The sequence below is a fragment of the Nocardia sp. NBC_01009 genome, from assembly GCF_045208035.1.
In the GTDB taxonomy this organism is placed as follows: domain Bacteria; phylum Actinomycetota; class Actinomycetes; order Mycobacteriales; family Mycobacteriaceae; genus Nocardia.
Genome location: NZ_CP108695.1, coordinates 4,115,913 through 4,139,500, shown reverse-complemented (window position 1 = coordinate 4,139,500; position 23,588 = coordinate 4,115,913). Strand labels below are relative to the sequence as shown.

19 protein-coding genes are annotated in these 23,588 nt (G+C 65.3%); 8 read left to right on the top strand and 11 right to left on the bottom strand.

Going from position 1 to position 23,588, the window contains the following annotated elements:
- Nucleotides 1-524 precede the first annotated feature (524 nt).
- Nucleotides 525-1,052, top strand: a complete 528-nt coding sequence (locus tag OHA42_RS18490) for a helix-turn-helix transcriptional regulator (protein WP_406238697.1) — start codon at nt 525-527, stop codon at nt 1,050-1,052.
- 142 nt (nt 1,053-1,194) lie between these two features.
- Here the strand turns inward: OHA42_RS18490 and OHA42_RS18485 are convergent, their stop codons facing one another.
- The gene (locus OHA42_RS18485; RefSeq protein WP_406238695.1) at nt 1,195-1,923 is read right to left on the bottom strand and encodes a cupin domain-containing protein; all 729 of its coding nucleotides are present in this window, start codon (nt 1,921-1,923) and stop codon (nt 1,195-1,197) included.
- Nucleotides 1,924-2,495: 572 nt separating this feature from the next.
- Between OHA42_RS18485 and OHA42_RS18480 the strand changes: the two genes are divergently transcribed.
- Nucleotides 2,496-3,119, top strand: a complete 624-nt coding sequence (locus tag OHA42_RS18480) for a TetR/AcrR family transcriptional regulator (protein ID WP_406238693.1) — start codon at nt 2,496-2,498, stop codon at nt 3,117-3,119.
- Nucleotides 3,120-3,245: 126 nt separating this feature from the next.
- Here the strand turns inward: OHA42_RS18480 and OHA42_RS18475 are convergent, their stop codons facing one another.
- The 5 genes from OHA42_RS18475 to OHA42_RS18455 are packed head-to-tail and all read right to left on the bottom strand — an operon-like array spanning nt 3,246 to nt 6,850.
- On the bottom strand, nt 3,246-3,662 hold the full coding sequence (locus OHA42_RS18475; RefSeq protein ID WP_406238691.1) for a hypothetical protein: 417 nt from the start codon (nt 3,660-3,662) through the stop codon (nt 3,246-3,248).
- Nucleotides 3,659-4,816, bottom strand: coding sequence for a molybdopterin-dependent oxidoreductase (locus OHA42_RS18470; protein ID WP_406238689.1), 1,158 nt, complete (start codon nt 4,814-4,816; stop codon nt 3,659-3,661). The genes OHA42_RS18475 and OHA42_RS18470 overlap by 4 nt, the downstream gene beginning before the upstream one ends.
- Entirely contained in the window at nt 4,813-5,490 is a 678-nt protein-coding gene (locus OHA42_RS18465) for a methyltransferase domain-containing protein (RefSeq protein WP_406238687.1), read from the bottom strand. The genes OHA42_RS18470 and OHA42_RS18465 overlap by 4 nt, the downstream gene beginning before the upstream one ends.
- Nucleotides 5,487-6,182 (bottom strand): DUF2064 domain-containing protein, encoded by a 696-nt coding sequence (locus tag OHA42_RS18460; protein WP_406238685.1) that lies wholly within the window; start codon nt 6,180-6,182, stop codon nt 5,487-5,489. Before OHA42_RS18460 ends, OHA42_RS18465 begins: the two co-directional genes overlap by 4 nt.
- Nucleotides 6,179-6,850, bottom strand: coding sequence for a glycosyltransferase family 2 protein (locus OHA42_RS18455; RefSeq protein ID WP_406238683.1), 672 nt, complete (start codon nt 6,848-6,850; stop codon nt 6,179-6,181). Before OHA42_RS18455 ends, OHA42_RS18460 begins: the two co-directional genes overlap by 4 nt.
- A 101-nt stretch (nt 6,851-6,951) precedes the next feature.
- Between OHA42_RS18455 and OHA42_RS18450 the strand changes: the two genes are divergently transcribed.
- Genes OHA42_RS18450 through OHA42_RS18440 form a run of 3 tightly spaced genes read left to right on the top strand, consistent with a single transcriptional unit; the run spans nt 6,952 to nt 10,038 of the window.
- On the top strand, nt 6,952-8,307 hold the full coding sequence (locus tag OHA42_RS18450; protein ID WP_406238682.1) for a hypothetical protein: 1,356 nt from the start codon (nt 6,952-6,954) through the stop codon (nt 8,305-8,307).
- Between the two features lie 4 nt (nt 8,308-8,311).
- Nucleotides 8,312-9,013 carry a response regulator transcription factor gene (locus OHA42_RS18445; RefSeq protein ID WP_406238680.1) on the top strand — a complete coding sequence of 234 codons (702 nt, stop codon included), beginning with the start codon at nt 8,312-8,314 and terminating at the stop codon, nt 9,011-9,013.
- Nucleotides 9,013-10,038 (top strand): sensor histidine kinase, encoded by a 1,026-nt coding sequence (locus tag OHA42_RS18440; RefSeq protein ID WP_406238678.1) that lies wholly within the window; start codon nt 9,013-9,015, stop codon nt 10,036-10,038. The genes OHA42_RS18445 and OHA42_RS18440 overlap by 1 nt, the downstream gene beginning before the upstream one ends.
- 3 nt (nt 10,039-10,041) lie before the next feature.
- Here the strand turns inward: OHA42_RS18440 and OHA42_RS18435 are convergent, their stop codons facing one another.
- Nucleotides 10,042-11,100 (bottom strand): NAD-dependent epimerase/dehydratase family protein, encoded by a 1,059-nt coding sequence (locus tag OHA42_RS18435; protein ID WP_406238677.1) that lies wholly within the window; start codon nt 11,098-11,100, stop codon nt 10,042-10,044.
- Between the two features lie 402 nt (nt 11,101-11,502).
- Nucleotides 11,503-12,105: a hypothetical protein gene (locus OHA42_RS18430; RefSeq protein ID WP_406238675.1), complete on the bottom strand. Its 603-nt coding sequence runs from the start codon at nt 12,103-12,105 to the stop codon at nt 11,503-11,505.
- Nucleotides 12,106-12,569: 464 nt separating this feature from the next.
- Between OHA42_RS18430 and OHA42_RS18425 the strand changes: the two genes are divergently transcribed.
- Nucleotides 12,570-13,940 carry an ice-binding family protein gene (locus OHA42_RS18425; RefSeq protein WP_406238673.1) on the top strand — a complete coding sequence of 457 codons (1,371 nt, stop codon included), beginning with the start codon at nt 12,570-12,572 and terminating at the stop codon, nt 13,938-13,940.
- An 86-nt stretch (nt 13,941-14,026) separates the two neighbouring features.
- On the opposite strand, the gene istB is transcribed toward OHA42_RS18425, so the two are convergent.
- From istB to OHA42_RS18410, 3 genes are all read right to left on the bottom strand, one after another.
- A complete protein-coding gene (gene istB, locus OHA42_RS18420; protein WP_406238671.1) occupies nt 14,027-14,998 on the bottom strand; it encodes an IS21-like element helper ATPase IstB in 972 nt (323 codons plus the stop codon).
- Between the two features lie 246 nt (nt 14,999-15,244).
- Nucleotides 15,245-15,424 carry a hypothetical protein gene (locus OHA42_RS18415; protein WP_406238669.1) on the bottom strand — a complete coding sequence of 60 codons (180 nt, stop codon included), beginning with the start codon at nt 15,422-15,424 and terminating at the stop codon, nt 15,245-15,247.
- 103 nt (nt 15,425-15,527) lie between these two features.
- Nucleotides 15,528-21,260 carry an IPT/TIG domain-containing protein gene (locus OHA42_RS18410; RefSeq protein WP_406238668.1) on the bottom strand — a complete coding sequence of 1,911 codons (5,733 nt, stop codon included), beginning with the start codon at nt 21,258-21,260 and terminating at the stop codon, nt 15,528-15,530.
- Nucleotides 21,261-21,960: 700 nt separating this feature from the next.
- Here OHA42_RS18410 and OHA42_RS18405 point away from each other — a divergent pair.
- Nucleotides 21,961-22,245 carry an IPT/TIG domain-containing protein gene (locus tag OHA42_RS18405; protein ID WP_406238666.1) on the top strand — a complete coding sequence of 95 codons (285 nt, stop codon included), beginning with the start codon at nt 21,961-21,963 and terminating at the stop codon, nt 22,243-22,245.
- Nucleotides 22,246-22,368: 123 nt separating this feature from the next.
- Complete coding sequence (locus tag OHA42_RS18400) at nt 22,369-23,370, top strand: hypothetical protein (RefSeq protein ID WP_406238664.1); 1,002 nt, start codon at nt 22,369-22,371, stop codon at nt 23,368-23,370.
- Nucleotides 23,371-23,588 lie beyond the last annotated feature (218 nt).

Sequence of the window (23,588 nt, the reverse complement as noted above, 5' to 3'; positions counted from 1 at the left end):
TGTCATGCCGTTCATGGTGCTTCCGATCTCGTCGAGTGGTGGGACACATACGACATGCGGGTCGGGCACAAACCCGAAAGTCATTCGACCTCAACAAATTAGATGCGAACAGGGTTACCCGAATCCGTCAGATGACGTAGTCCGGCCTGCGCCGAAGACCAAGTGCGCCGGGGTCGCTCTCAGGCAAGCAGTGGGTCGAGCTCGAGAGGCTCACTTCCGCCACAGGGCCAAGCCATGACAGCAGCGCGGCGCACCACAATCGACAGCCCTGGATTCCGGCTGAAGCGAGTCCAAGCCGTCCTGCGCGCGGCACTGGCCGCGGCGCTACACGAGCACGACGCCACCATCCTCTAGTACGCTGCGCTCACCGCCCTCGACGAAGACCCGGGCCTGCCCAATGCCGATCCGGCACGCCGGGCAATCGTCACCCCGCAGAACATGAATCAGACCGCCGACGTAACGCGCCTGCATCGAAGCGCTCTCGCCTTAGTTCCCGGCCTTCGGCGCCCCCGAACCCCGTCGCCGTGCCGCTCGGCCGTCTGAAAACCCTTTGCAGGAACACCGTCTCGGCGGCCTCGCTCACCGTGGAGACCTCGTCGAGGAGAGCCACCGTCACATGGGGCGGGCGCTGGTACCTCGTCGCCTGGGACCTCGACCGCGACGACTGGCGCACCTTTCGCGCCGACCGAATCGCCCCCCGCACCCCCACGGGTCCCCGATTCACCCCGCGCGAACTCCCCGGCGGAGACGTAATCACCTTCGTTACCAACAGATTCCAAGGCTCCACCGACTCCGGAGGCTGGCCCTGCCGCGGCGAGGTGATCCTCGACCTACCCGCCGCCACCGTCCTCGGCTACATCCACGAGGGACTCGTCGAAGAACTCGCCCCCGACCGCTGCCGGCTCGTCCTCGGCTCATGGTCCTGGCCAGCCCTGGCCGCCGCCCTCGGCAGATTCGACGCCGACATCGAGGTCATCGGCCCGCCGGAACTCGAAACCGCCTTCGGGCAGTTGGCCCGCCGCTACGCCAAAGCAGCCCGCTCGGACGGGTGAGCCTCGATTTGGTGGACGCGGCAACCAATCTCCCGCTTCGCCGCGGTATCTACTCCGCCGACAATTCAACTCAGGACTCCGCCGGATCGACCCTTCTGGGCTGCGGGGCGGGCATCCGAACAACTCGGTCGCGGCCGAGCCCCTACCGCCGACGGGTGATCACGACCGGCTTCATCTCATGCGGCACCTGGTCAAAGGCGGGTACCGGAATCCCGAAGGCGGTGGCGAGCACGTCACGAGGCAACGAGTTGAGCGCGCCGACGATGCCGATGTCGTCGTTGGGTTCCTTTGCGCTGGTGTTGAAGACGATCAGCACCTCCAGCGGCATGTCGGTGCGGGCGTTCTCGAAGTAGTGGAAATAGCCCTGCGGCGCGAAGACCAGGTCACCTTGATCTGCTTCGAAGACGTCGTTGCGGTAGGCGCCGCCTGGATGCGTGCCGAGGATGGTCCATTTCGCCCGACCGGCGACTATGAAATTCAACTCCCATGCGGTCGGGTGCCAGTGCGGCTCCCGCATGCCGCCCACCTCGAGCCGGACGAAGTACACCGCCCCCTGCTGGCCCAGCAGTACCGGAAAGCTCTCCTCGGTCGCCCCCTGCAGATAGCCACCGTCGTATTCGTCCTTTTCCGACGAGGTGAGCTTGAACAGATGCGAGGACTGAGCGAGGTTGTTGTCGACCTCAGCGGCTACCGGCAGGTGCTCGGGTTCAGCACCGAAGCCGTTGGCCGCGACTACCGCTCCCGCGCCGACGGCACCGGCTCCGAGCGCGACGGCGCCTGCTCCGAGCGCGGTGCGGCGGTTCATCCGATCAGCGTTGCCGCTGCTGGCATTGTCGCCGTCCGCTGCCGATTCATCCGACCCCTTTGTCATACCTACCACCGACCTTCTCTGCTGACACTTGTCCGTCTACGCAGGCCACGCATTCCCGTACGATCAGCAATCCCTCCCACACCACCCCGCGACTATATCCATCTGCTATCACACTCGACTGCTTTTGCCGATAGCTTGCGGACACCGCCGCTCTCGATAACCCCCGCGACCAGTCGTTCATCGGAGGATTCGAGGCTGTCCGGTCATACGGCAACTCCCTGGGAGCGGCGGAATCGGGGTCGAGCAGGCTCGGATGCCTCAACCGGCGAATTCGAAACCGCACCCGAGATCACTCCCTCGATCCCGTCGCCTCACAGCTGCGTCCAGCCCAGTTACAAGACTGTCAGTATCGGTGAAACCAGCCTACGATCACTTGGCTGCCAGGCCGAAGTCCTGGCATGAAGTCCCCGTAAACCCCAGTAGATAGCGGCACAGGAAGGGATGTGCATCGACTCACACGGATATTTACGAGACTAAGGGTACCGTTTTACAGTAAATGCAGGTTCGACCACTCGGGAGGTGTCATGGAAACCGAGACGATGGCGTCACAACGCCGTCACAAGCAGGCACGAATGAGCAGTGAAACCACAACGTTCCAGCGCGGGCGGCCGCGCAGCGAGAGGGCGCGCCAGGCCATCCTGGAAGCAACCGTAGATCTTCTGCTCGAACGCGGACTGACCGCCATGAGCATGGACGCGGTCGCGACGGTGGCCGGAGTCAGCAAGGCGACCATCTACCGCTGGTGGCCGACCAAGGAGACCCTCGCCATGGACGCTCTATACCAGGAGTGGGCGACAAGTCCGTCCGCCGCCGACACCGGATCGCTGCGCCAAGACCTGCGACACCTGCTGTACCCATGGGCGGCACTGGTGGCACGCCACCCATATGGCCGCGCCCTCGCAGGCCTGCTCGCCGAGGTGCTGATGAAGCCGGACTTCGCCCTCGAGTACCGGACCCGTTTCATCGAACACCGCCGAGACCAGGGGAAACTGATCCTGCAACGGGCCATCGCCCGCGGCGAGATACCCGCCGACACCAGGATCGAAGTCACACTGGACCTGCTCTACGGCCCGGTCTATCACCGGATGCTGCATGGCCACGCCCCCATCGACGAGGCCTTCGTGGGCGAGGTCATCCGCATCGTGCTCGACGGAATCAGACCCAGACCCCACGATTCCGGTGGGGCGGCGCCGTAAAGGACTGCCCGGTCGAACTGCACTGTGCCGTAATTGTTGCTGAACCCAGACGGCCAAGGTTGCCGCCACTGACCCTCACGAAACCTGGACGCCGTTCTTCTCCATGATGTGGGCACAGTGCGTAGTTCATCGCGGCGTTCCTTTGTCGATCCGCCGCCGCATTATCTCGGCAAGAACTACCAGTGCCCATACGATGACCACCGCGACGATGAACCCGGCCACGTAGTCGCGGTCGAGGACGGTGGGGTTGTCGGGCATCGCATGACCGCGCCTGAGCACAGGCGCGGCGATCAGCACCAGTGCGACCGTGCACACCGCACCGCACGCGCCTGCCGCCCACCATGCGCGCGGAAGAATGCGCCGCGCGGCTATCCCGACCGCTGCGCACAACGGCGCGAAAACCGCGTCGTGCAGCAAGATTCCACTGGTGAACCACACCGCAACAGACAGCAGAGCGGGGGTGCTCAGGTCCAGCAGCAAGGACAGTCCGTACCACCCCAGCCACAGACCGGCCAGCAATAACAGCACGCGCACCGCAGTCATGTCAGCACCTCGATCGTGGACAGCCATTTCGTCTGCAGCACGCCGGGGCGGCTGGGAGCGATCAGGCGGCAGGGATACCCGTGGTCGAGATCAAGGGTTTCACCATTCAGCGACAAAGCCACCAGGGTGTTGGTGTCGACCGCATGTCGTTGTGGGAGAAGCGAACTGTTGTAGAGGCCGCCACGTTCGAGTGAGGTGAAACGGACATCGCCACCACGGTAGGCACCGACTGCGGCGAGCAGGTCACGTAGGCGGACGCCGGACCAGTCGGCCGAGGCGCTCCAGCCTTCGACGCAGGCGATCGGAAGTCGAGCGCTGGTCTGGGGCAGTGCGAGTAACTCGTCTCGGCTGAAGCGGCGTTGCTGGTCACCGACAATGACGGTCAACTGGTAGTCGAGCGCACGGGCGTGTTCACTGATCCCGGCCGCCTTCGCGGAACGGTTGACCGGAACTCCCTGCGGCCCTTGCCCACTGCGTGGTGCCAGGACCGCGGCCCACCGCAGGAATGGCACCGTCTGACCAGCAACGGCCAGGGTCGCGGCAGTCGCTGACAACCCTGCGGCAACCAGCACCGCGCGGCGTGAAACTCGGTGGTGTCCAGAGGTATCCGCGGGCGATGCGCTCGGGGTGTCTGGATCGGAGTCGACTGGACGGCTCAATGCCTTTCGTATCACCGGCAGCTTGACGGCCAAGTGCACCGCCAGTGCGCCCACCGCGACGTAGGCCATCGCATAGTGGGTGGTGGGGAAGAAGAACTTCCATGGGTAGTACTGCGCGGTGTTCAGCAGCCCGGTCGACAGTTGGAAGATCGTCGCCCCCACCAGCAGGGCGATCGAGCCGCGTTCGAGCGCACGCAAGGGTGGTCCGATCAGCGGCCGCTCGAACAGCCTCGGGTACACCGCCCACAGCTTCACCAGTAATAACGGGATCGCCGCTACTCCCGAGATCACATGCAGACCCTGGGTGAGTCGATACAGCCATGCCGGGTTCGCGGGCCACCAGAACCAATGGGGTGGATGTTGGATCCAATGGCTGAGCAGGCCGGTCACGAAGCACACGAGCACGGCCGCTCCGAGCGCGATACCGACTCTGGCAGCGACCTCAGGTCCACGTGCGGTCGAGGAACCTACGCCTGTGCTGGTCCGCTTGTTCATCGCGGCGGCCTCCTCGGCGTGGGAGTTTCGCCGCGATGCAGCCAAGCGATGTGCCGACCGTAGACGTTCGCGGTGGCCAGCACACGCAGCTCGGCAGCAGCGGCGACCTCGTCGACGAGGTCGATGCCGACGTGCGCCCATGGGAACCATTCCCCGGCTCGGGTTCGCGTCTCCAGCCGGATGGTACGAGTCACCATTCCGGTTCCGGGTCTTGCGAATTCGACGATCGCGACTCCGTCGCGGGCGAGGAGGTTCTTGGCGCGGGTCAGGATACGGATCGGGTCGCCGCCGATGCCGATGTTGCCGTCGGCCAGGATCGCGTATGCCCACCGCCCCGAGCCCGGTAGCGGCCCGAACAGATCCCGTCGAAGTGCGGGGGCGCCGCGGAACCGACTGACCTCGACCGCCATCGGCGAGATATCGACCCCGAGTGCGACGACACCGCGCCGCAGCAGAGCGGCCACCAGACGCCCGGGCCCACAGCCGATGTCGATGGTCGGACCGTCACAACAACAGGTCAGCGCGGTGTCGGCGTGCCGGTTGGCGGAGTCGGCGCCGGACAGCCCCAGCCACTGCCGGGCGGGCAGTCGGCGCCTGGGCCCGTCGGCGATGCGCACCCAGCAGTCCGCACCGGTCAGCGCCTCGTCGAAGAGTTCGGTGTCCATCGTGCTCATCGCCGCGCCAGACGTCGATGGCGCAGCTCAGCCATGACCTCGGCGAAGGACCCACCGGTGGTGGCGGCCACCCGCAGTGCGTCGTCGAAGGTGTCCACGTCGGCGAATGTAGGAAGCATCTGCACTCGATTACCGCAGTACTGCAATGCTTTCCGGGTCAGATGTCCGGTTCGTGCGGTCGACATCGGCACGTCGATGAGAGTTCGTGCGGCCTGCGGCACGGACAGACCGAGTGCCCACCAGCCACCGTCCTCGGCAGGGCCGAGCACGGAGTCGTCGCAGGCGATCAGGTCGCGGGCTGCCCGGGTCAATACCTCGGCACCGACCTGTGGGGTATCCATCCCGATCTGCAGTACGGGCAGCCCATGGCGGGCGGCGTCAGCGTGCGCGTTGGCCAGCCGTGTGCCGAAGCTCGCTCCGCGCTGTGGCACGATCTCGAATTCGCCCAGTGCCCTTGCCAATTCCTCCCGCCGTTCCGCGGCGGCCAGATCCCCGGTGAACGCCACCACGCGATGGGCGACACGGCTGTGCAGTACCGAATCGAGCGTGTCGAGCAACGAGGCCGCCGCGACCTCGGCCGCCTCCTGCGGTGTCAACGGCGGTGTCAGCCGGGTCTTGGCATAACCGGCGATCGGCGCCTTCGCGATCACCAGCAGGGTCACCTCCTGCGTGGTCGCGTCGCACACGGTCATCGCAGGACCGCCAGGAAGTCGCGGGTGGCGTGCAGGGATCCGCGCCATGAACCGGACACTTTGGAGATCCCTCCGGTACGCGGCCGGTAACTGATGTCGCGCTCAACGATTTTCCAGCCCGCTCCTGCTGCGCCGATGAGCAGCTCGAGGGGGTACCCAGAGCGGTTGTGCAACGGCCCGAGCGACAGCATCGCCGTCCGTCGGGCCACCCGCATCGCGGCGATGTCATGCACGGGCAGTCCGTACTTGCTGCGCAGCCGACGCGCTATCAGCCGGTTGCCCAGGCGCGCGTGCCACGGCCAGACACCGGATTCCACTGGGACGCGCCGACCTACCGCGAGGTCGGCGCCGCTGTGCATCAGGTCGACAAGTCCCGGCAACTCGCCGGGGTCCATCGAGCCGTCGCCGTCGAGAACCGCGACCAGTTCAGTGGTCGCTGCGGCGATCCCGGCTTGGACTGCGGCACCGTATCCCGGCCGGTCTTCGGACACGACCCTCGCCCCGCGAACCCTGGCCACCGCCGCCGTCGCATCGGTCGAGCCGTTGTCGACGACCAGCACGTGGTAGCCGGTCGGCATGGCCGCCAACACGTCCGGCAATGCTTCAGCTTCGTCCCGGCATGGGATCACCACGGTGACTCCGCCCGGATTGTCCAGCGCATTTGTCATGGTTTCGACGCTAAGCCGCGCCGTCGGCCGATAGGTCGAAAAACCTGTGACGAAACGATGACGGCGACCAGACCAGCAGCTGGATCGGCCATTGCGGATCTATGGTGAGAACCGTGCAGGACCTCACTGTGGCCGCTTCCCGGCCCCGATCCGGAATACGCGGCGACATCATCGGTGCAGGCTCGGCCGCCGTGCTCGTCGTTGCCGCGTTCCTGGTTCCGCGAATCGCTAGCGAACAGTGGCGTCGTTCGCTCTACGCGGGCGCGGCTCCGCTCTTCGGCAACTGGCTTCCACATATCGGCCCAGGCAGCTTTCCCGCCATCGCCATCGCCATCGCCGTCGTGATGTACGGCCCCGAGCTGACCGCGCGTCTTCCGTGGCGGCGACTGCTTGCGCTGGCTTGGCTGACGGCGATGGTGTGGGCGTTCTCGCTCGCCATGGTCGATGGCTGGCAACGCGGATTCACCGGCCGGCTCACCGATTCCAACGAATACCTCCATGAGGTCGGCGGCGTCACCGACATTCCGGCGATGCTGCGCGGGTTCTCGAGCCGGATCTTGGACTTCCAGCCGGACTCATGGACCACCCACGTCTCGGGCCACCCACCGGGCGCACTGGTGTTCTTCGTACTGTTGGACCGAATCGGTCTCAGTGGCGGTGCATGGGCGGGAACCGCTTGCCTGCTGATCGGGTGCAGCGCCGCAGTGGCGGTCGCGGTCACGCTGCGAGCGCTCGGCGCCGAAGACCGAGCCCGCGTCGCACTGCCGTTTCTTGCGCTGGCACCGGCCGCGTTGTGGCTGGCGGTGTCGGCCGACGCGATGTTCGCCGGTGTGACCGCTTGGGCGGTGGCACTGTTCGCTCTGGCCACCCGGCCCGCCGGTCGGCCGATTGTCGCCGTCACGGCGGGGCTCCTGTTCGGTTTCGGTGTCTTCCTCAGCTACGGCCTGGTGCTGATGGCGCTACCCGCGGTTGCGGTCCTCATCGCCGCCAGGACCGTCCGTCCACTGCTCCCCGCCCTCGGTGGCGCACTGCTCGTCGCTCTCACCTTCACCTCCGCCGGATTCTGGTGGTTGGACGGCTATCACCTTGTCGTGCAACGTTATTACCAAGGCATCGCCTCCGAGCGTCCCTTCGCGTACTGGTGGTGGGGCAACCTCGCCGCGACGGTGTGCGCGGTCGGCCTCGCGACCGCGGCGGCGGCGCACCGAGCATTGTCCCGAACTACGCTGCGGGCACTCGATCCCACCGCGCTGTTGGTGCTCGCGGGCCTGTGCGCGATTCTGGTCGCGGACGCGAGCGGACTGAGCAAAGCCGAGACAGAACGCATCTGGCTACCATTCGATATCTGGGTGCTCACCGCGACCACGTTCCTGCCGAAATCCACCGGCCGTGCTTGGCTCACAGTCCAGGCGCTCGGCACGCTTCTCATCGCTCACACAATCCTGACGAATTGGTGACAGCATGTGCATTCTGATCGCAGACGACGACCCCGTAGTTCGAGACGTGGTGCGACGCTACCTCGAACGCGACGGGCACACGGTCATCGAAACCGCTGACGGCCCCGCCACATCGGCCGCGCTGGCCGACACCGGTGAGCGCGAGATCGAGCTCGCCGTGCTCGATGTGATGATGCCGGCACCTGACGGCATCGATATCTGCCGCGAAGTGCGGTCCGGACCACGCCCACACACACCGATCATCTTGCTCACCGCGCTCGGCGACGAGGACGATCGGGTCCTGGGCCTGGAGGCCGGGGCCGACGACTATGTCACCAAGCCGTTCAGTCCGCGCGAGCTCGCACTGCGTGTTTGCTCCGTGCTGCGCAGATCACAGCAACAACCGGATACCGAGCAGGCCATCCTGCGCGACGGGGCTATCGAGGTGCGCCCGGCATTGCGGCTGGCACTCATCGACCGGATGCCGGTCGAGCTGACCCCGCGTGAGTTCGACCTGCTGGTATTTCTCCTTCGCAATCCGCGACGGGTGTTCAGCCGCGAGGAGCTGCTCGCGCAGGTCTGGGGCTGGGATTTCGGCGACTTGTCCACCGTCACAGTGCATATCAAGCGGCTACGCGCCAAACTCGGCAATCGGCACCTCATCGAAACGGTGTGGGGACGCGGGTATGCGTGGGCACGCAATCGCGCCGAGACCGGCGGTCGGTGATGCCTGAGGACGCCACCCAGCTCATCGCTTACGCACTGGCCTGTTCGGTGCCGATAGTCGTGTTCGGCGCCCTGATTCTGCGCGCAACCAGCAACCGCTCCCTGACCACCAGCATGGCCGTGCTCGTGCTGATCCCGACCCTCTCGACGCTCGCGGGCATTATCGGCGTCAGCGGATTGATGTTCACCCATGAACTTCAGCGCACCGCCATCGTCCTTGCCGTCGTCGCAGCAGTGACGGTACCTGCGGCAATAGTGCTCGGCCGCGAACAAGCGCGAAAAACCGTCTGGGAAAAGCAGATCCGCGAACAAGAACGAGCCGCCGAACACTCCCGACGAGAACTCGTCGCCTGGGTCAGCCATGACCTGCGGACACCGCTGGCAGGTATCCGCGCGATGGCCGAAGCGCTGTCGGACGGTGTCGTCACCGACAGACCCGATGTCATGCGCTACGCCGAACAGATCGGCATCGAAACCGACCGACTCTCACGGATGGTCGACGACCTGTTCGAGATGTCCAAGATCAACGCGGGCGCACTACGGCTCGAACTGGAGCCGGTGGATCTGCGCGAGCTGATCGACGAAGTACTCGCCGCGAATCGCCCGACCGCCGAACGCGCGCGGGTGGCACTGCGTGCGGAGCAACCCGATTCGCAGATCGTGGTGGCAGCGAGTGACCATGCGCTCGGTCGTGTCCTGACCAACCTCGTCTCCAACGCCATCGCCCACACCCCGCCCGGCGGCCGGGTCCAGATGTCCGCGGGCACCGGCGACGGCCACGCCTGGGCCCGTGTCGAGGACACCGGCCCAGGGATCGCGGAGCAGGACCTGCCACGTATTTTCGAGGTCGCCTATCGCGGCACCGCCGCACGCTCCCCGGTCGCTGCCGAGGGTGTCCCCGCTGGCAGCGGCATGGGGCTGGCCATCGCCGCCGGGCTGGTCGAAGCCCACCACGGCGACATCACCGCCGAAAACCGGGACCAGGGTTGCCGTTTCGAGATCCGGCTACCGCTGACCGAGAACTGACCGCTACACCGTAGGTGCCCCGACTCCGGCGGCGGCCCGCAGCGGCGCGGACGCGAACCGGGTGAGGCCCTCGATCGGATCGACCTGAGCGACGAACCCCAAAATGCGCCTTGCCCTATCAGGGTCGGCCACGATATGCCGGACGTCAGCGGCGCGGTACCGCCCGGTGACTACAGGATCCGGGCCACCACGCGCGATGGCCAGCGCCGAGGCGACTTCGCCGATCGTGATCGGGCGCCCCGAGGAGATGTTGAGCGCGACAAAACCCGGCAGCGGCTGTTGCACGGCAGCGAGGTTCGCCGCGGCAACATCGGTGACATGCACGAAATCCCTTTTCTGCCTGCCATCCTCGTACACCTGCGGCGCCTGCCCCGCCTCGAGCGACGACCGGAAGATCGCGGCGACCCCGGAATACGGCGTGTCCCGTGGCATCCCGTCACCATAGACGTTGTGATAGCGCAGCGCGGTGACGCAGGCACCGGTCGCGGTCGCCCAGGCCGCCGCGTAATTCTCTTGCGCCAGTTTGCTTGCCGCATACAGACTTCGTGGTCGCAAGGGCGCATCCTCGCCGACGGAACCCCATGTGAGCAGCTCCCCGGTCTCCTGGCAGCGATGATCGAAGATCCCCGCGTCGAGGTCCGCTCGGCGGCGGACGCCGACTTCCACAGCGCCACACCGCTCGCCGTGGTAGCGGCCTTCGCCGTACACGACCATCGACGACGCGAGCACCAGCTTGCGGCATCCGGCCCGGTCCATCGCCGCAAGCAGCACCGCCGTGCCGAAGTCGTTGTGACTGGCATACCCCGGGGCATCCTGCGCGCTCACGCCGGCTCCGACGACCGCGGCCTGATGGCATACGACGTCGACGCCGCGCAGCAACACATCCAAGGCGTCAGGGTTGCGTACGTCCGCATGCCGCACACCATGCGGAACAGCAGCAGCGGGTCCGTGCGCGGCGGAAAGCATCGCATCCACGGCAACCACCTCGTGGCCCGCCGCCGACAGACCACTGTGGACATGGGACCCGATGAAGCCGGCGGCACCTGTCAGCAGTACTCGCACCGCGCCTCAGCCCCTTCCCGACGGCAGGCCCCGAAGTTCGGCGGGCGCCGCGACGGCGATCACGTGGTTCTGCACCGAAGCTGAAGTCATGGCCTGATCCTGCCTGCCCACCACAGAATTTTCGCTCGGCGCGCCCGCATCGTCAGACTTTTGTCACGACCTCGGTAGTCGCTGCGGCGCGGACGGCCGTTCCACTGCAACTGCACGAACCTCTCACTGGCCGCAGACGAGCATCCACCGATCGATCAGCTCATCCTTGTCAAGCCCCCCTCATCACGCGGCAAACTACACCCGCCACCACCGTTACCAGGCAGTTGCGCTTCATTTACCAGGTGACACGGTTCTTGCCGGCACCTGGTTCTGATCGCGACTCTGGGCAGCAGTTGGTCGTGAATCTCGACATCACTTGGTGGAGTGGGATTTTTGTGATCGCGAATTTCGACACCGTTGTGGTGGCAGGTCCTCGCTCAGACCTCGCGCCGACCACCGAGCAGGGGACAGGACGATGGAACACACATCGCCCACCCTGTGCTCGGCAGGGCCTTCCGCACCCACGTCGGCGTATCCACAAGGATCAACGTCGGCGACAATGAAGACCCGCACACCGGACTCGGGGACCTGGTACCGGCGAATGTTCGTGGTCGTCGCGTCGTTGTCCGGTTCGATGCGATAGCCCAAACTGGTGATGAGGGCAGCTAATTCGTCGAACTTCACCCGAGGTGTGAACTCGCCGTATTGATTCCGCAGGGGCACTGGCACGGTGGACAGGTCACCACCGCTCAGACGGTGCACCTGCACGTTGATACCGAAGCAGTGCCATGTGCCCTCGTCCGCCTGGAACGAAAGCTCCACGAGTCCGTAGTCCCGCCGCATGAGGTCCTGTGCCCTGTCGTCGAGATAGTCCGGCTCCGGCTTCGCTTCCCACTCGGCAGGATTTGTGTCGAATCCAGCCCCCAATACTTCGCCACGCGTGGCGAAGTGAACATACAAATCCAGGTCAGGCATCGACATCTTCTCCCTTGTCATTGCAGGATCTGCGCCTCTGTCCGGCCGCGGACGCCGCCATCACCGACTCCTACAGACCCGCCCACGCCCGAGCAACCCACCGCTGACCCCAACCGATGCCTAAATCCGCTATCAACCGGCAACAGAATTCGCGAACAATGACACCAGAATTCGCGAACAACGACACCGGAATTCGCGAACAACCGGCAACAGAGTTCGCGAACAAAGTCCAGGCGCCCGAACTGGATGGTGGCGCCTCTCGAAGCCGGGTGACAAGGCGATGCCTGGTGACCAGTTTCCCAATAGCTATCGGCCGAACCCGAAAAACGGACAAGACCGCACCGGGGATGCATTGCCAAAGTATCGCAACTGGAGGGTTACTGGGTATAGGCAGCGCAACAAACGGCCAGGCCCGTGCTGCTGTGGGAGAACCCTTTTCACGTTCACTGATAGAAAGCAAGAAAATGGCACCTGTTATCACCTCGCTGACACCCTCTTTCGGCCCTCCAGCGGGTTTCAACTCTGTAATCATCGCCGGCTCCGGATTCAGCAATGTCGGCCCCTTGGCTGTCCGGTTCGGCACGACGGCAACGACATTCACCATCGACTCCGATACCCAGCTCACGGCCATCGTCCCGCCGGGAACCGGCACGGTGAACGTCACCGTACAGGTACTGCTGGACGGCACGAGCAACCCGCTGCCCTACACCTATGGTGTGCCTGCTCCTACCTTGACCAGCATCAGTCCGGGTTCGGGGTCGGCGGCCGGCGGAACGGCGGTCGTGCTCACCGGGACGAACTTGACCGGAGCCACCGCAGTGAGTTTCGGTGGGACACCGGCAACCTCGTTCACGGTCAACTCCTCGACGCAGATCACGGCGGTGACCCCAGCCCATTCGGCTGGGACGGTGTCGGTCACTGTCACCACCGCCGGCGGAACCAGCAACGGTGTCGCCTATACCTATATCGCGGTGCCCACCCTCACCAGCATCACTCCAAGCTCAGGGCCGCCAAGCGGTGGGACAGTGGTTGTGCTCACCGGGACAGGCCTGACCGGAGCCACCGCAGTGAATTTCGGCGCCACCCCATCGCCCCTGTTCGTTGTCAACTCGTCGACGCAGATCACCGCCCTCACCCCAGCCCATTCAGCTGGGACGGTGTCGGTCACTGTCACTACCGCCGGCGGAACCAGCAACGGTGTCGCCTACACCTACGTTTCAGGTCTGGCGCCGGTCAATTTAGGGACAGCCGCGTCGTTCGCGGTGCTGGGTGCCGCGACAGTAACCAACACCGGAGCCACGGCCATCACCGGTAACCTGGGTGTCAGCCCGGGCACCGCAGTGACCGGATTCCCGCCGGGAACGGTGACCGGCGGAGCGATCCATGCCGGGGACCTGGTCGCGGCGCAGGCACACACCGATTTGCAGGCTGCCTACATCGACGCGTTGGGCCGGACGCCCACCGCTTTCGTGACCGCTGATCTCGCGGGACAAACCCTGACCTCCGGGGTGTACCACGCAGTTGCCGGGATCGGCCTCAGCGGCACCGTCACCCTGGACGGGCAAGGCAATCCGAATGCGGTGTTCATCTTCCAGGCCGGGACGACACTGATCACCGGGGCGAACAGTGTGGTCAGCCTCATCAACGGCGCCACCGCAAACAATGTGTTCTGGCAAGTCGGTAGCTCGGCCACACTGGGCACCAACACCAACTTCGCCGGAAACATCCTTGCTTTCACCTCGGTCACGGTGACAACCGGCACCACCTCGAACGGGGACATCCTGGCCCTCAACGGCGCGATCACCCTGGACACCAACACCATCACGGCACCCTGAGCCCCGATCCACCGAAAGGATTTCGACCCTGTCCGCGCGCCTTCGGCGCGCGGACAGGGTCGTATCGGGTGTGGGTGGCCGCTAGGTCAGCGGGGTTTGTCGGTGGGTTCGGTTGCCTTGGCATGGGACCCGCGATAGCTGTGGGTGCCGGTCTCGATGATGTTGCCGCCGAAGGTAAGTCGGTCGATGATCGCGGCGCGGAGCCCAGCGTCGGTGAAGGTTTGGGACCAGCCGGCGACGCTACGGTTGGAGACGATCGCGACCGACTTCCTCTCCTCACGTTCGGTCAATACCTGGAACAGCAATTCGGCGCCGCGGCTGTCCAGCTCTGTGTAGCCGAGTTCGTCGATGCAGAGCAGGTCGACGCCGCTGTAGCGGGCGATGGTGTTGGTGAGCCGTTTACCATCGGCGGCTTCGATCAGTTTGTTGACCAGCCTGGCAGCCAGGGTGTATCTGACGCGGTATCCGGCTTTCGCCGCCTCGGTGCCCAAGGCGATGAGCAGATGGGATTTCCCAGTGCCGGAGTCACCGATCAAACACAACGGCAGCCCTTCCTTCACCCAGTCGCATTCAGCGAGAGTGTGGATCATGCCAGGGTCGACACTGGGGTTGGCACCGAAATCGAAGTCACGCAACGTTTTAGAGCGAGGGAACCCGGCGGCCTTGATGAGCCGTTCGGAGCGGCGACGGGCCGTCACCTGTTCTGCCTGTAGCTGTGGTTTGCGTTCGCGGACATAGGCACTGACTCGCTGATACGACACGTCTCTCATGCCGTGTTCCTCGAGCAAACGGTGATAGATCCGGGTCGCCGTGTGACGTTGCCTTCGAGGCACATCCAAATCGGCGCGCAGAACATCGTCGATGAACGGCTTGTAGGGATCCAGCTTCTGTGGACGCGGCGGATACTCCTTACGGGGCTCGGGCCACACCGACTCCGTCGCGCTGGCCACCGTACGCCACCCCACCTTGTGCTTGCGCTCGATGGCACGCATGGATAGGCCGGCACGAAGATCCTGGCGGATAGCCGCGTACAGCTCAACTTTCGACATGTCGGACATCGGCAGACTCCCCTCCCGCAACCCGATAATTACACTATAACCGCTGGTGCCGCCTAAATCCGTGACTCCGCAACGCGCCCGTTAAGATTCGTGAGCAACCGCCGTCACGGTTGATGAACAGGGTACGGGCCCGAGGTAGACCTCGATACCGCCCCGAGTAGCGGCAGATCGTGTTCGACCGGGCAGGTCGATGCGTTGCTGCCGCGGCAGCGACATGGCGAGTCACCACGTGCCGGCTATTGCTGTTCACGCTCCTGGTTTCGGACGAAGGCCGGTGTCACCAATCGGCGCCTCGGCTGGTGGCTCATTGGCATTGTGTGTCTTGTTTGCCGCTTGCTGCACATCGGACAGTTCACCATCGACGAAGCTTTTCACTGTGGCGACGACGGTGCCGATCGCGCCGTCGTAGCCGAGGTTGTCGAGCACCCTGGCAATGGTCGTCCAGGATGGTGGCCCCCACACCTCGGACCGCAACGCGATTGGGCCGTCGGCAGGCAATTGCCCACCGACGGCCCAGCCACACCAGCCGTCAGAGGTAGGTGTACGAGACCCCGTTGCTGGTTCCTCCCGGGGTGGTGACGGTGACCAGTATCGTTCCGACCGTGCCGGCGGGGGCGATGGCGGTGATCTGGGTGCCGGAGTCGACACTGAACGAAGTCGCTGGTGTGCCACCGAAACTCACCGCGGTCGCACCTGTCAATGCCGTCCCGGTGATGGTGACCGTGGTCCCGCCAGCCGCCGTGCCCGAAGTCGGACTGACCGCGCTCAGGGTGGGCACCTCCGCGTAGGTGAAGGAGACGCCGTCGACTGTTCCTCCCGCGGTGGTGACCGTGACCAGTATCGTCCCAGCCGACCCGGCAGGGGTGACCGCAGTGATCTGGGTGTCGGAGTCCACGACGAACGAGGTTGCCGGCGTAGCACCGAAATTCAACGCGGTCGCACCGGTCAGACCTGTTCCGGTGAGCACGACCGTCGTCCCGCCTGCCACCGGACCGGCGTTCGGGGCAATGGTGGTCAGAGTGGGCACCGCAACGTAGGTGAAGGAAACACCGTTACTGGTCCCTCCCGCGGTGGTGACCGTGACCAGTATCGTCCCAGCCGACCCAGCTGGGGCGATGGCCGTGATCTGGGTGCCGGAGTCGACACTGAACGACGTCGCCGGTGTGCCACCGAAACTCACCACGGTCGCACCCGTCAGATTCGTCCCGGTGATGGTGACCGTGGTCCCGCCGGTTACCGGACCGGCGTTGGGCACCACCGTGGTCAGCGTCGGCACCGTCGCGTAGGTGTACGCGACACCGTTGCTGGTGCCACCGGCTGTGGTGACGGTGACCAGTATCGTCCCTGCCGTGCCTGCGGGGGCGACGGCGGTGATCTGCGTCGACGAGTCGATCGTGAACGACGTCGCCGGTGTGCCACCGAAACTCACCACGGTCGCACCGGTCAGACCTGTTCCGGTGAGGACGACCGTCGTCCCGCCTGCCACCGGACCGGCGTTCGGGGCAATGGTGGTCAGAGTGGGCACCGCAACGTAGGTGAAGGAAACACCGTTACTGGTGCCACCGGCTGTGGTGACGGTGACCAGTATCGTCCCAGCCGTGCCTGCGGGGACGATGGCCGTGATCTGCGTCGACGAGTCGATCGTGAACGACGTCGCCGGTGTGCCACCGAAACTCACCACGGTCGCACCCGTCAGATTCGTCCCGGTGATGGTGACCGTGGTCCCGCCTGCCACCGGACCGGCGTTGGGTACCACCGTGGTCAGGGTGGGCACCGCGACGTAGGTGTAGGAGACCCCGTTGCTGGTGCCACCCGCGGTGGTGACCGTGACCGACACCGTTCCGGCCGCACCTGCGGGGGCGACGGCGGTGATCTGCGTGGCGGAGTCCACGACGAACGAAGTCGCCGGTGTGCCACCGAAACTCACCGCGGTCGCACCGGTCAGGTTCGTGCCGGTGAGCACAACCGTGGTGCCGCCGGTCACCGAACCCACGTTGGGCACCACCGTGGTCAGCGTCGGCACCGTCGCGTAGGTGTAGGCGACACCGTTGCTGGTGCCACCCGTGGTGGTGACGGTGACCAGTATCGTCCCAGCCGACCCGGCAGGGGTGACCGCAGTGATCTGGGTGTCGGAGTCCACGACGAACGAAGTCGCCGGTGTGCCACCGAAACTCACCACGGTCGCACCGGTCAGGGCTGTGCCGGTTAGTACGACCGTCGTCCCGCCTGCCACCGGACCGGCGTTCGGGGCGATGGTGGTGAGGGTGGGCACCGCAACGTAGGTGAAGGAAACACCGTTGCTGGTTCCACCCGCGGTGGTGACGGTGACCAGTATCGTCCCAGCCGTGCCTGCGGGGACGACGGCGGTGATCTGCGTCGACGAGTCGATCGTGAACGAAGTCGCCGGTGTGCCACCGAAACTCACCGCGGTCGCACCCGTGAGGTTCGTGCCGGTGAGCACAACTGTGGTCCCACCGGTCACCGAACCCACGTTGGGCACCACCGTAGTCAGCGTCGGCACCGCAACATAGGTGTAAGAGACACCGTTACTTGTGCCACCCACGGTGGTGACCGTGACCAGTATCGTCCCAGCCGCACCTGCGGGGGCGACGGCGGTGATCTGCGTGGCGGAGTCCACGACGAACGACGTCGCTGGTGTGCCACCGAAATTCACCGCGGTCGCTCCGGTCAGGTTCGTGCCGGTGAGCACAACCGTGGTGCCGCCGGTCACCGAACCCACGTTGGGCACCACCGTGATGAGGGTGGGCACCGCAACGTAGGTGTAAGAGACACCGTTACTTGTGCCACCCACGGTGGTGACCGTGACCGACACCGTTCCGGCCGCACCTGCGGGGGCGACGGCAGTGATCTGGGTGTCGGAGTCCACGACGAACGAGGTTGCCGGCGTAGCACCGAAACTCACCACGGTCGCACCCGTCAGACCTGTTCCGGTAAGCACAACCGTCGTCCCGCCTGCCACCGGACCGGCGTTCGGGGCGATGGCAGTCAGAGTGGGCACCGCAATGTAGGTGAAGGAGACCCCGTTACTGGTCCCTCCCGCGGTGGTGACCGTGACCAGTATCGTCCCAGCCGACCCGGCAGGGGTGACCGCAGTGATCTGGGTGTCGGAGTCCACGACGAACGAGGTTGCCGGCGTAGCACCGAAACTCACCGCGGTCGCACCCGTCAGGGCTGTTCCGGTCAGCACAACCGTCGTCCCGCCTGCCACCGGACCGGCGTTCGGGGCGATGGCAGTGAGGGTGGGAACCACGACGTAGGTGTAGGAAACGCCGTTACTGGTTCCTCCCGCGGTGGTGACGGTGACCAGTATCGTCCCCGCCGCACCTGCGGGGGCGACGGCGGTGATCTGCGTGGCGGAGTCCACGACAAACGAAGTCGCCGGTGTGCCACCGAAATTCACCGCGGTCGCACCGGTCAGGGCTGTTCCGGTCAGCACGACCGTGGTCCCACCGGTCACCGAACCCACGTTGGGCACCACCGTGATGAGGGTGGGCACCGCAACGTAGGTGTAAGAGACCCCGTTACTGGTTCCTCCCGCGGTGGTGACGGTGACCAGTATCGTCCCGGCCGCACCGGCAGGGGTGACCGCAGTGATCTGCGTGGCGGAGTCCACGACAAACGAAGTCGCCGGTGTGCCACCGAAACTCACCGCGGTCGCACCGGTCAGGGCTGTTCCGGTCAGCACAACCGTGGTCCCACCGGTCACCGAACCCACGTTGGGCACCACCGTGGTCAGCGTCGGCACCGCAACGTAGGTGTAAGAGACCCCGTTACTGGTCCCTCCCGCGGTGGTGACCGTGACCGCCACCGTTCCGGCCGTGCCTGCGGGGGCGACGGCGGTGATCTGCGTCGACGAGTCGATCGTGAACGACGTCGCCGGTGTGCCACCGAAACTCACCACGGTCGCACCGGTCAGACCTGTTCCGGTGAGCACAACCGTCGTCCCGCCTGCCACCGTACCGGCGTTCGGGGCGATGGCAGTGAGGGTGGGCACCACGACGTAGGTGTAGGAAACGCCGTTACTGGTGCCCCCCGCGGTGGTGACCGTGACCGACACCGTTCCGGCCGCACCTGCGGGGGCGACGGCAGTGATCTGCGTGGCGGAGTCCACGACGAACGACGTCGCCGGTGTGCCACCGAAACTCACCGCGGTCGCACCGGTCAGGTTCGTGCCGGTGAGCACAACCGTGGTGCCGCCGGTCACCGGAGCAGCGTTCGGGGCAATTGTGGTTAGGGTGGGCACCGCGACGTAGGTGTACGAAACACCGTTGCTGGTTCCACCCGTGGTGGTGACCGTGACCGACACCGTTCCGGCCGCACCTGCGGGGGCGACGGCAGTGATCTGCGTGGCGGAGTCCACGACGAACGACGTCGCCGGTGTGCCACCGAAACTCACTGCGGTCGCTCCGGTCAGGGCTGTTCCGGTCAGTACGACCGTCGTCCCACCGGTCACCGGACCAGCGTTCGGGGCGATGGCCGCCAGTGTCGGCACCGCAACGTAGGTGAAGGAGACCCCGTTACTGGTGCCACCCGCGGTGGTGACCGTGACCGACACCGTCCCGGCCGCACCTGCGGGGGCGACGGCAGTGATCTGCGTGGCGGAGTCCACGACGAACGACGTCGCCGGTGTAGCACCGAAACTCACTGCGGTCGCTCCGGTCAGGGCCGTGCCGGTCAGTACGACCGTCGTCCCACCGGTCACCGGACCGGCATTCGGGGCGATGGCGGCCAGTGTCGGCACCGCGACGTAGGTGTAGGAGACCCCGTTACTGGTCCCTCCCGCGGTGGTGACCGTGACCGCCACCGTCCCGGCCGCACCTGCGGGGGCGACAGCGGTGATCTGCGTTGCGGAGTTCACGACGAACGACGTCGCCGGCGTGCCACCGAAACTCACCACGGTCGCACCCGTCAGATTCGTCCCGGTCAGCACGACCGTCGTCCCACCGGTCACCGGACCAGCGGTCGGGGCGATGGTGGTCAGTGTCGGCACCGCAACGTAGGTGAACGCGACGCCGTTACTGGTTCCACCCGCGGTGGTGACGGTGACCAGTACCGTCCCGACTGAATGGGCGGGCGCCACCGCCGTGATCTGCGTCGACGAGTTGACCGTGAACGAAGTCGCCGGCGTGCCACCGAAACTCACCACGGTCGCACCCGTCAGATTCGTCCCGGTCAGCACGACCGTCGTCCCACCGGTCACCGGACCAGCGGTCGGGGCGATGGTGGTCAGTGTCGGCACCGCAACGTAGGTGAACGCGACGCCGTTACTGGTTCCACCCGCGGTGGTGACGGTGACCAGTACCGTCCCGACTGAATGGGCGGGCGCCACCGCCGTGATCTGCGTCGACGAGTTGACCGTGAACGAAGTCGCCGGCGTGCCACCGAAACTCACCACGGTCGCACCCGTCAGATTCGTCCCGGTGAGCACAACCGTGGTGCCGCCAGCCACCGGACCAGCGGTCGGGGCGATGGCGGTCAGTGTCGGCACCGCGACGTAGGTGTAGGAGACCCCGTTGCTCGTTCCGCCGGCCGTCGTGACGGTGACCGACACCGTTCCGGCCGCACCTGCGGGGGCGACGGCGGTGATCTGCGTCGACGAGTTGACGGTGAACGAAGTCGCCGGGGTACCACCGAAACTCACCACGGTCGCACCCGTCAGATTCGTCCCGGTCAGCACAACCGTCGTCCCACCGGTCACCGGACCAGCGGTCGGGGCGATGGCGGCCAGTGTCGGCACCGCAACATAGGTGAAGGAAACACCGTTGCTCGTTCCGCCGGCTGTGGTGACCTTGACCAACACCGTCCCGACTGAATGGGCAGGCGCCACCGCCGTGATCTGCGTCGACGAGTTCACGGTGAATGAAGTCGCCGGGGTACCACCGAAACTCACCGCGGTCGCACCCGTCAGATTCGTCCCGGTCAGCACGACCGTCGTCCCACCAGCCGCCGACCCCGAAGCCGGACTGATGCTGGTCAAGGTAGGAACCCCAGCATAGGTGTAGGGCAGCGGGCTGCTCGTGCCATCCAGCAGTGCCTGTACGGTGACGTTCACCGTGCCGGTTCCAGGCGGAGCGATGGCGGTGATCTGAGTATTGGAGTTGATGGTGAATGTCGTTGCCGTCGTGCCGAACCGGACAGCCAAGGGACCTACACCACTGAATCCGGAGCCGGTGATGATTACCGAGTTGAGACCCGCTGCAGGGCCGGACGAGGGTGTCAGCGAGGTGATTACAGGTGGCATCTTTTTACCTTCTAACCAGTGATTAGCGAAAAAGGCTCTCCCACAGCAGCACAGGCATAGCCGTTACAACCGCTTATCCCCAGTAACCCACCAGCGGCGGCACTTCGGCAATGCATCCCCGGTCCGTTTTCGTCCGGTTTGTATCCGTTCAGACGCCGCGAAGGTACTGAGCGACCTCGCTATTTCGCAGAGCCAGCAGATGGGCGAGTTCCGGATGGCGTTACGGGCACACCGTGAGTGGGACCAGAAAATGGTTAGGCATGCGCGCCAGTTGGGCATCGAATTCGAGGACCCGCCCGAACTGTTCCTGTAACACGAAGGCCCTCCTGGGCTGGACACTGCCGGGGCTATTTCGCGTTACAGAGCGCTGGGTCGGGCAGGTTTGCGCGAACGGTGACGCGAGCCTCGGGCTCGAGTCTGCAATGCAGACCCTCGGCGAGGTCGCCGCTCGCTCCGCGGTTACCGAAGTCATCGGCGACCGACCTCCGGCGCCGCCACACCGACGGCGCCACCGCACCAACGAAAACGCCTCTGCGGCAAGGCCTGACAGGGCCGGCCTGCCCGAAGCGTCACCACCGGCAACGTCCCGGCGACAATCCGAAAACGGACGAAACCGGATCGGGCGTCTCATTGCCCAGGTGCCGGTCCAGGGGTGTTAATGGAAAGAGCCGGGCCACTATGAGATTCGGGGGCACCCCCGGTGCAGAGGAACCCTCACCACCCGAGCCGAAGGAGGCACCACCATACCTACCATCACCTTCCTCTCCCCAACCTCGGGTCCCACGACGGGGGTACCAGTGTCACGATTACCGGTACCGGGTTCACCGGCGCCCCCACCGTGCGGTTCGGCACCACCGCGACCGTCTTCACCGTCAACTCCGCTACGCAGCTCACGGCGGTCGCCCCCGCAGGGACAGGAACTGTGTCGGTCACCGCGACGACAGCGGGTGGAGTCAGCAACGGCGTCTTCTACACCTACGTCTGACGGCTGACGTGACTGGGCCGTCGGTGGGGTGTTGCCGACGGGCCCAGTCGCGTCGAGGTTGAGCGGATAGCGCAGAATCCGTCACACCATAGACGGAGGTTGCAGGGGCAAAGGGGGTTTTCATTGGCGACGGTATTGAAGATGCTGCTGGCGGAGCGGCATCTCAAGAGTCATCCGGATTTTCTGGCCGCATACGATAGGTGCGCCGCGCAGCTGGACCCGATCATTCCCCCGGGGCATGGGCCGGCGAAGGCGCAGTACTACCAGTGGCTATCGGGCCGGATGATCGGGCTTCCCCGCGACTATCACTGCCGGGTGCTCGCCAAGATGTTCCCGGGCTGGACGGTCGAAGGATTGTTTCAGATGGCCAACTCCGCACCAGCAGGTACTCGATCGCACGAGGTAGGTCTGCCATCCACCGACATCGAGCTCGAGGCGTTCCTCGGGCCTGAGATGGTCGCTAACGGCACGACATTGGTATACCCGACCTTCGAGCTGACGAGCCGGTCTGTGGACGCACTCCAGGCGGCGAAGATTCCCCTTCAGCGCATATTCGAGAGGAAGGCCAGTGCGTTCACGACCCGACATCACATCGACGTCCCGGTCATGCTGACGGAGAACGATATTCGCGGACTGATGTACGTGTTCTCCCTGCTTCAGCGCCACACCAACATTCCGATCGACTTCCAGAGCGACCGCGACACCGTCTCGCACTGCGACCGCCCGTACATCAGTTTCGGACTGAGCAGCAACGACTGCACCCATGTGTATCTCGCAAGCGTCGAGCGCCCGCTGTTCACCATCCGCGACAGTCCTGCTCCCTACCTGGAGCACCTGGAGCTGGCTGATGGAAGCCGGTATGAATCGAGCGACGACCGCAACATCGGCATCATCGCGCGGGTACGACCGAGCCCGGATCTGCACCCCGACCGATACTGGATAATTTGCGCGGGTATGGGCCCGCGAGGCACCTCCGGTGCGGGTTGGTTTCTTGCCAACTATTGGAGTTCCCTCCAGCAGCGTGCCGGTGATCGTGAGTTCGTGGCGGTCATCGGCGTCCGCACGTACTCCGACCAGATGGTCAGCTTGGAGAATTTGCTGATGAAATCGCACGACAGTGCATGAGTTGGCTTCGCAGTCGCTGGGCTGTCCACCGCGGACATCGCCCATGGCGTAGGGAAAACCGGATGCAGCTGGGGCCGTATGCTCGTCCGCAGTGGACAGGTCCTCATCTCCCCTGCGAGGGGTCGCAACATGTCATGCCCGTCCACCGGCCCCAGCCACGTAGTACTGGCCCTTCGCGTCTTTGGGCAGAGTCAAGATCTCAGGCTTGTCCGCATACG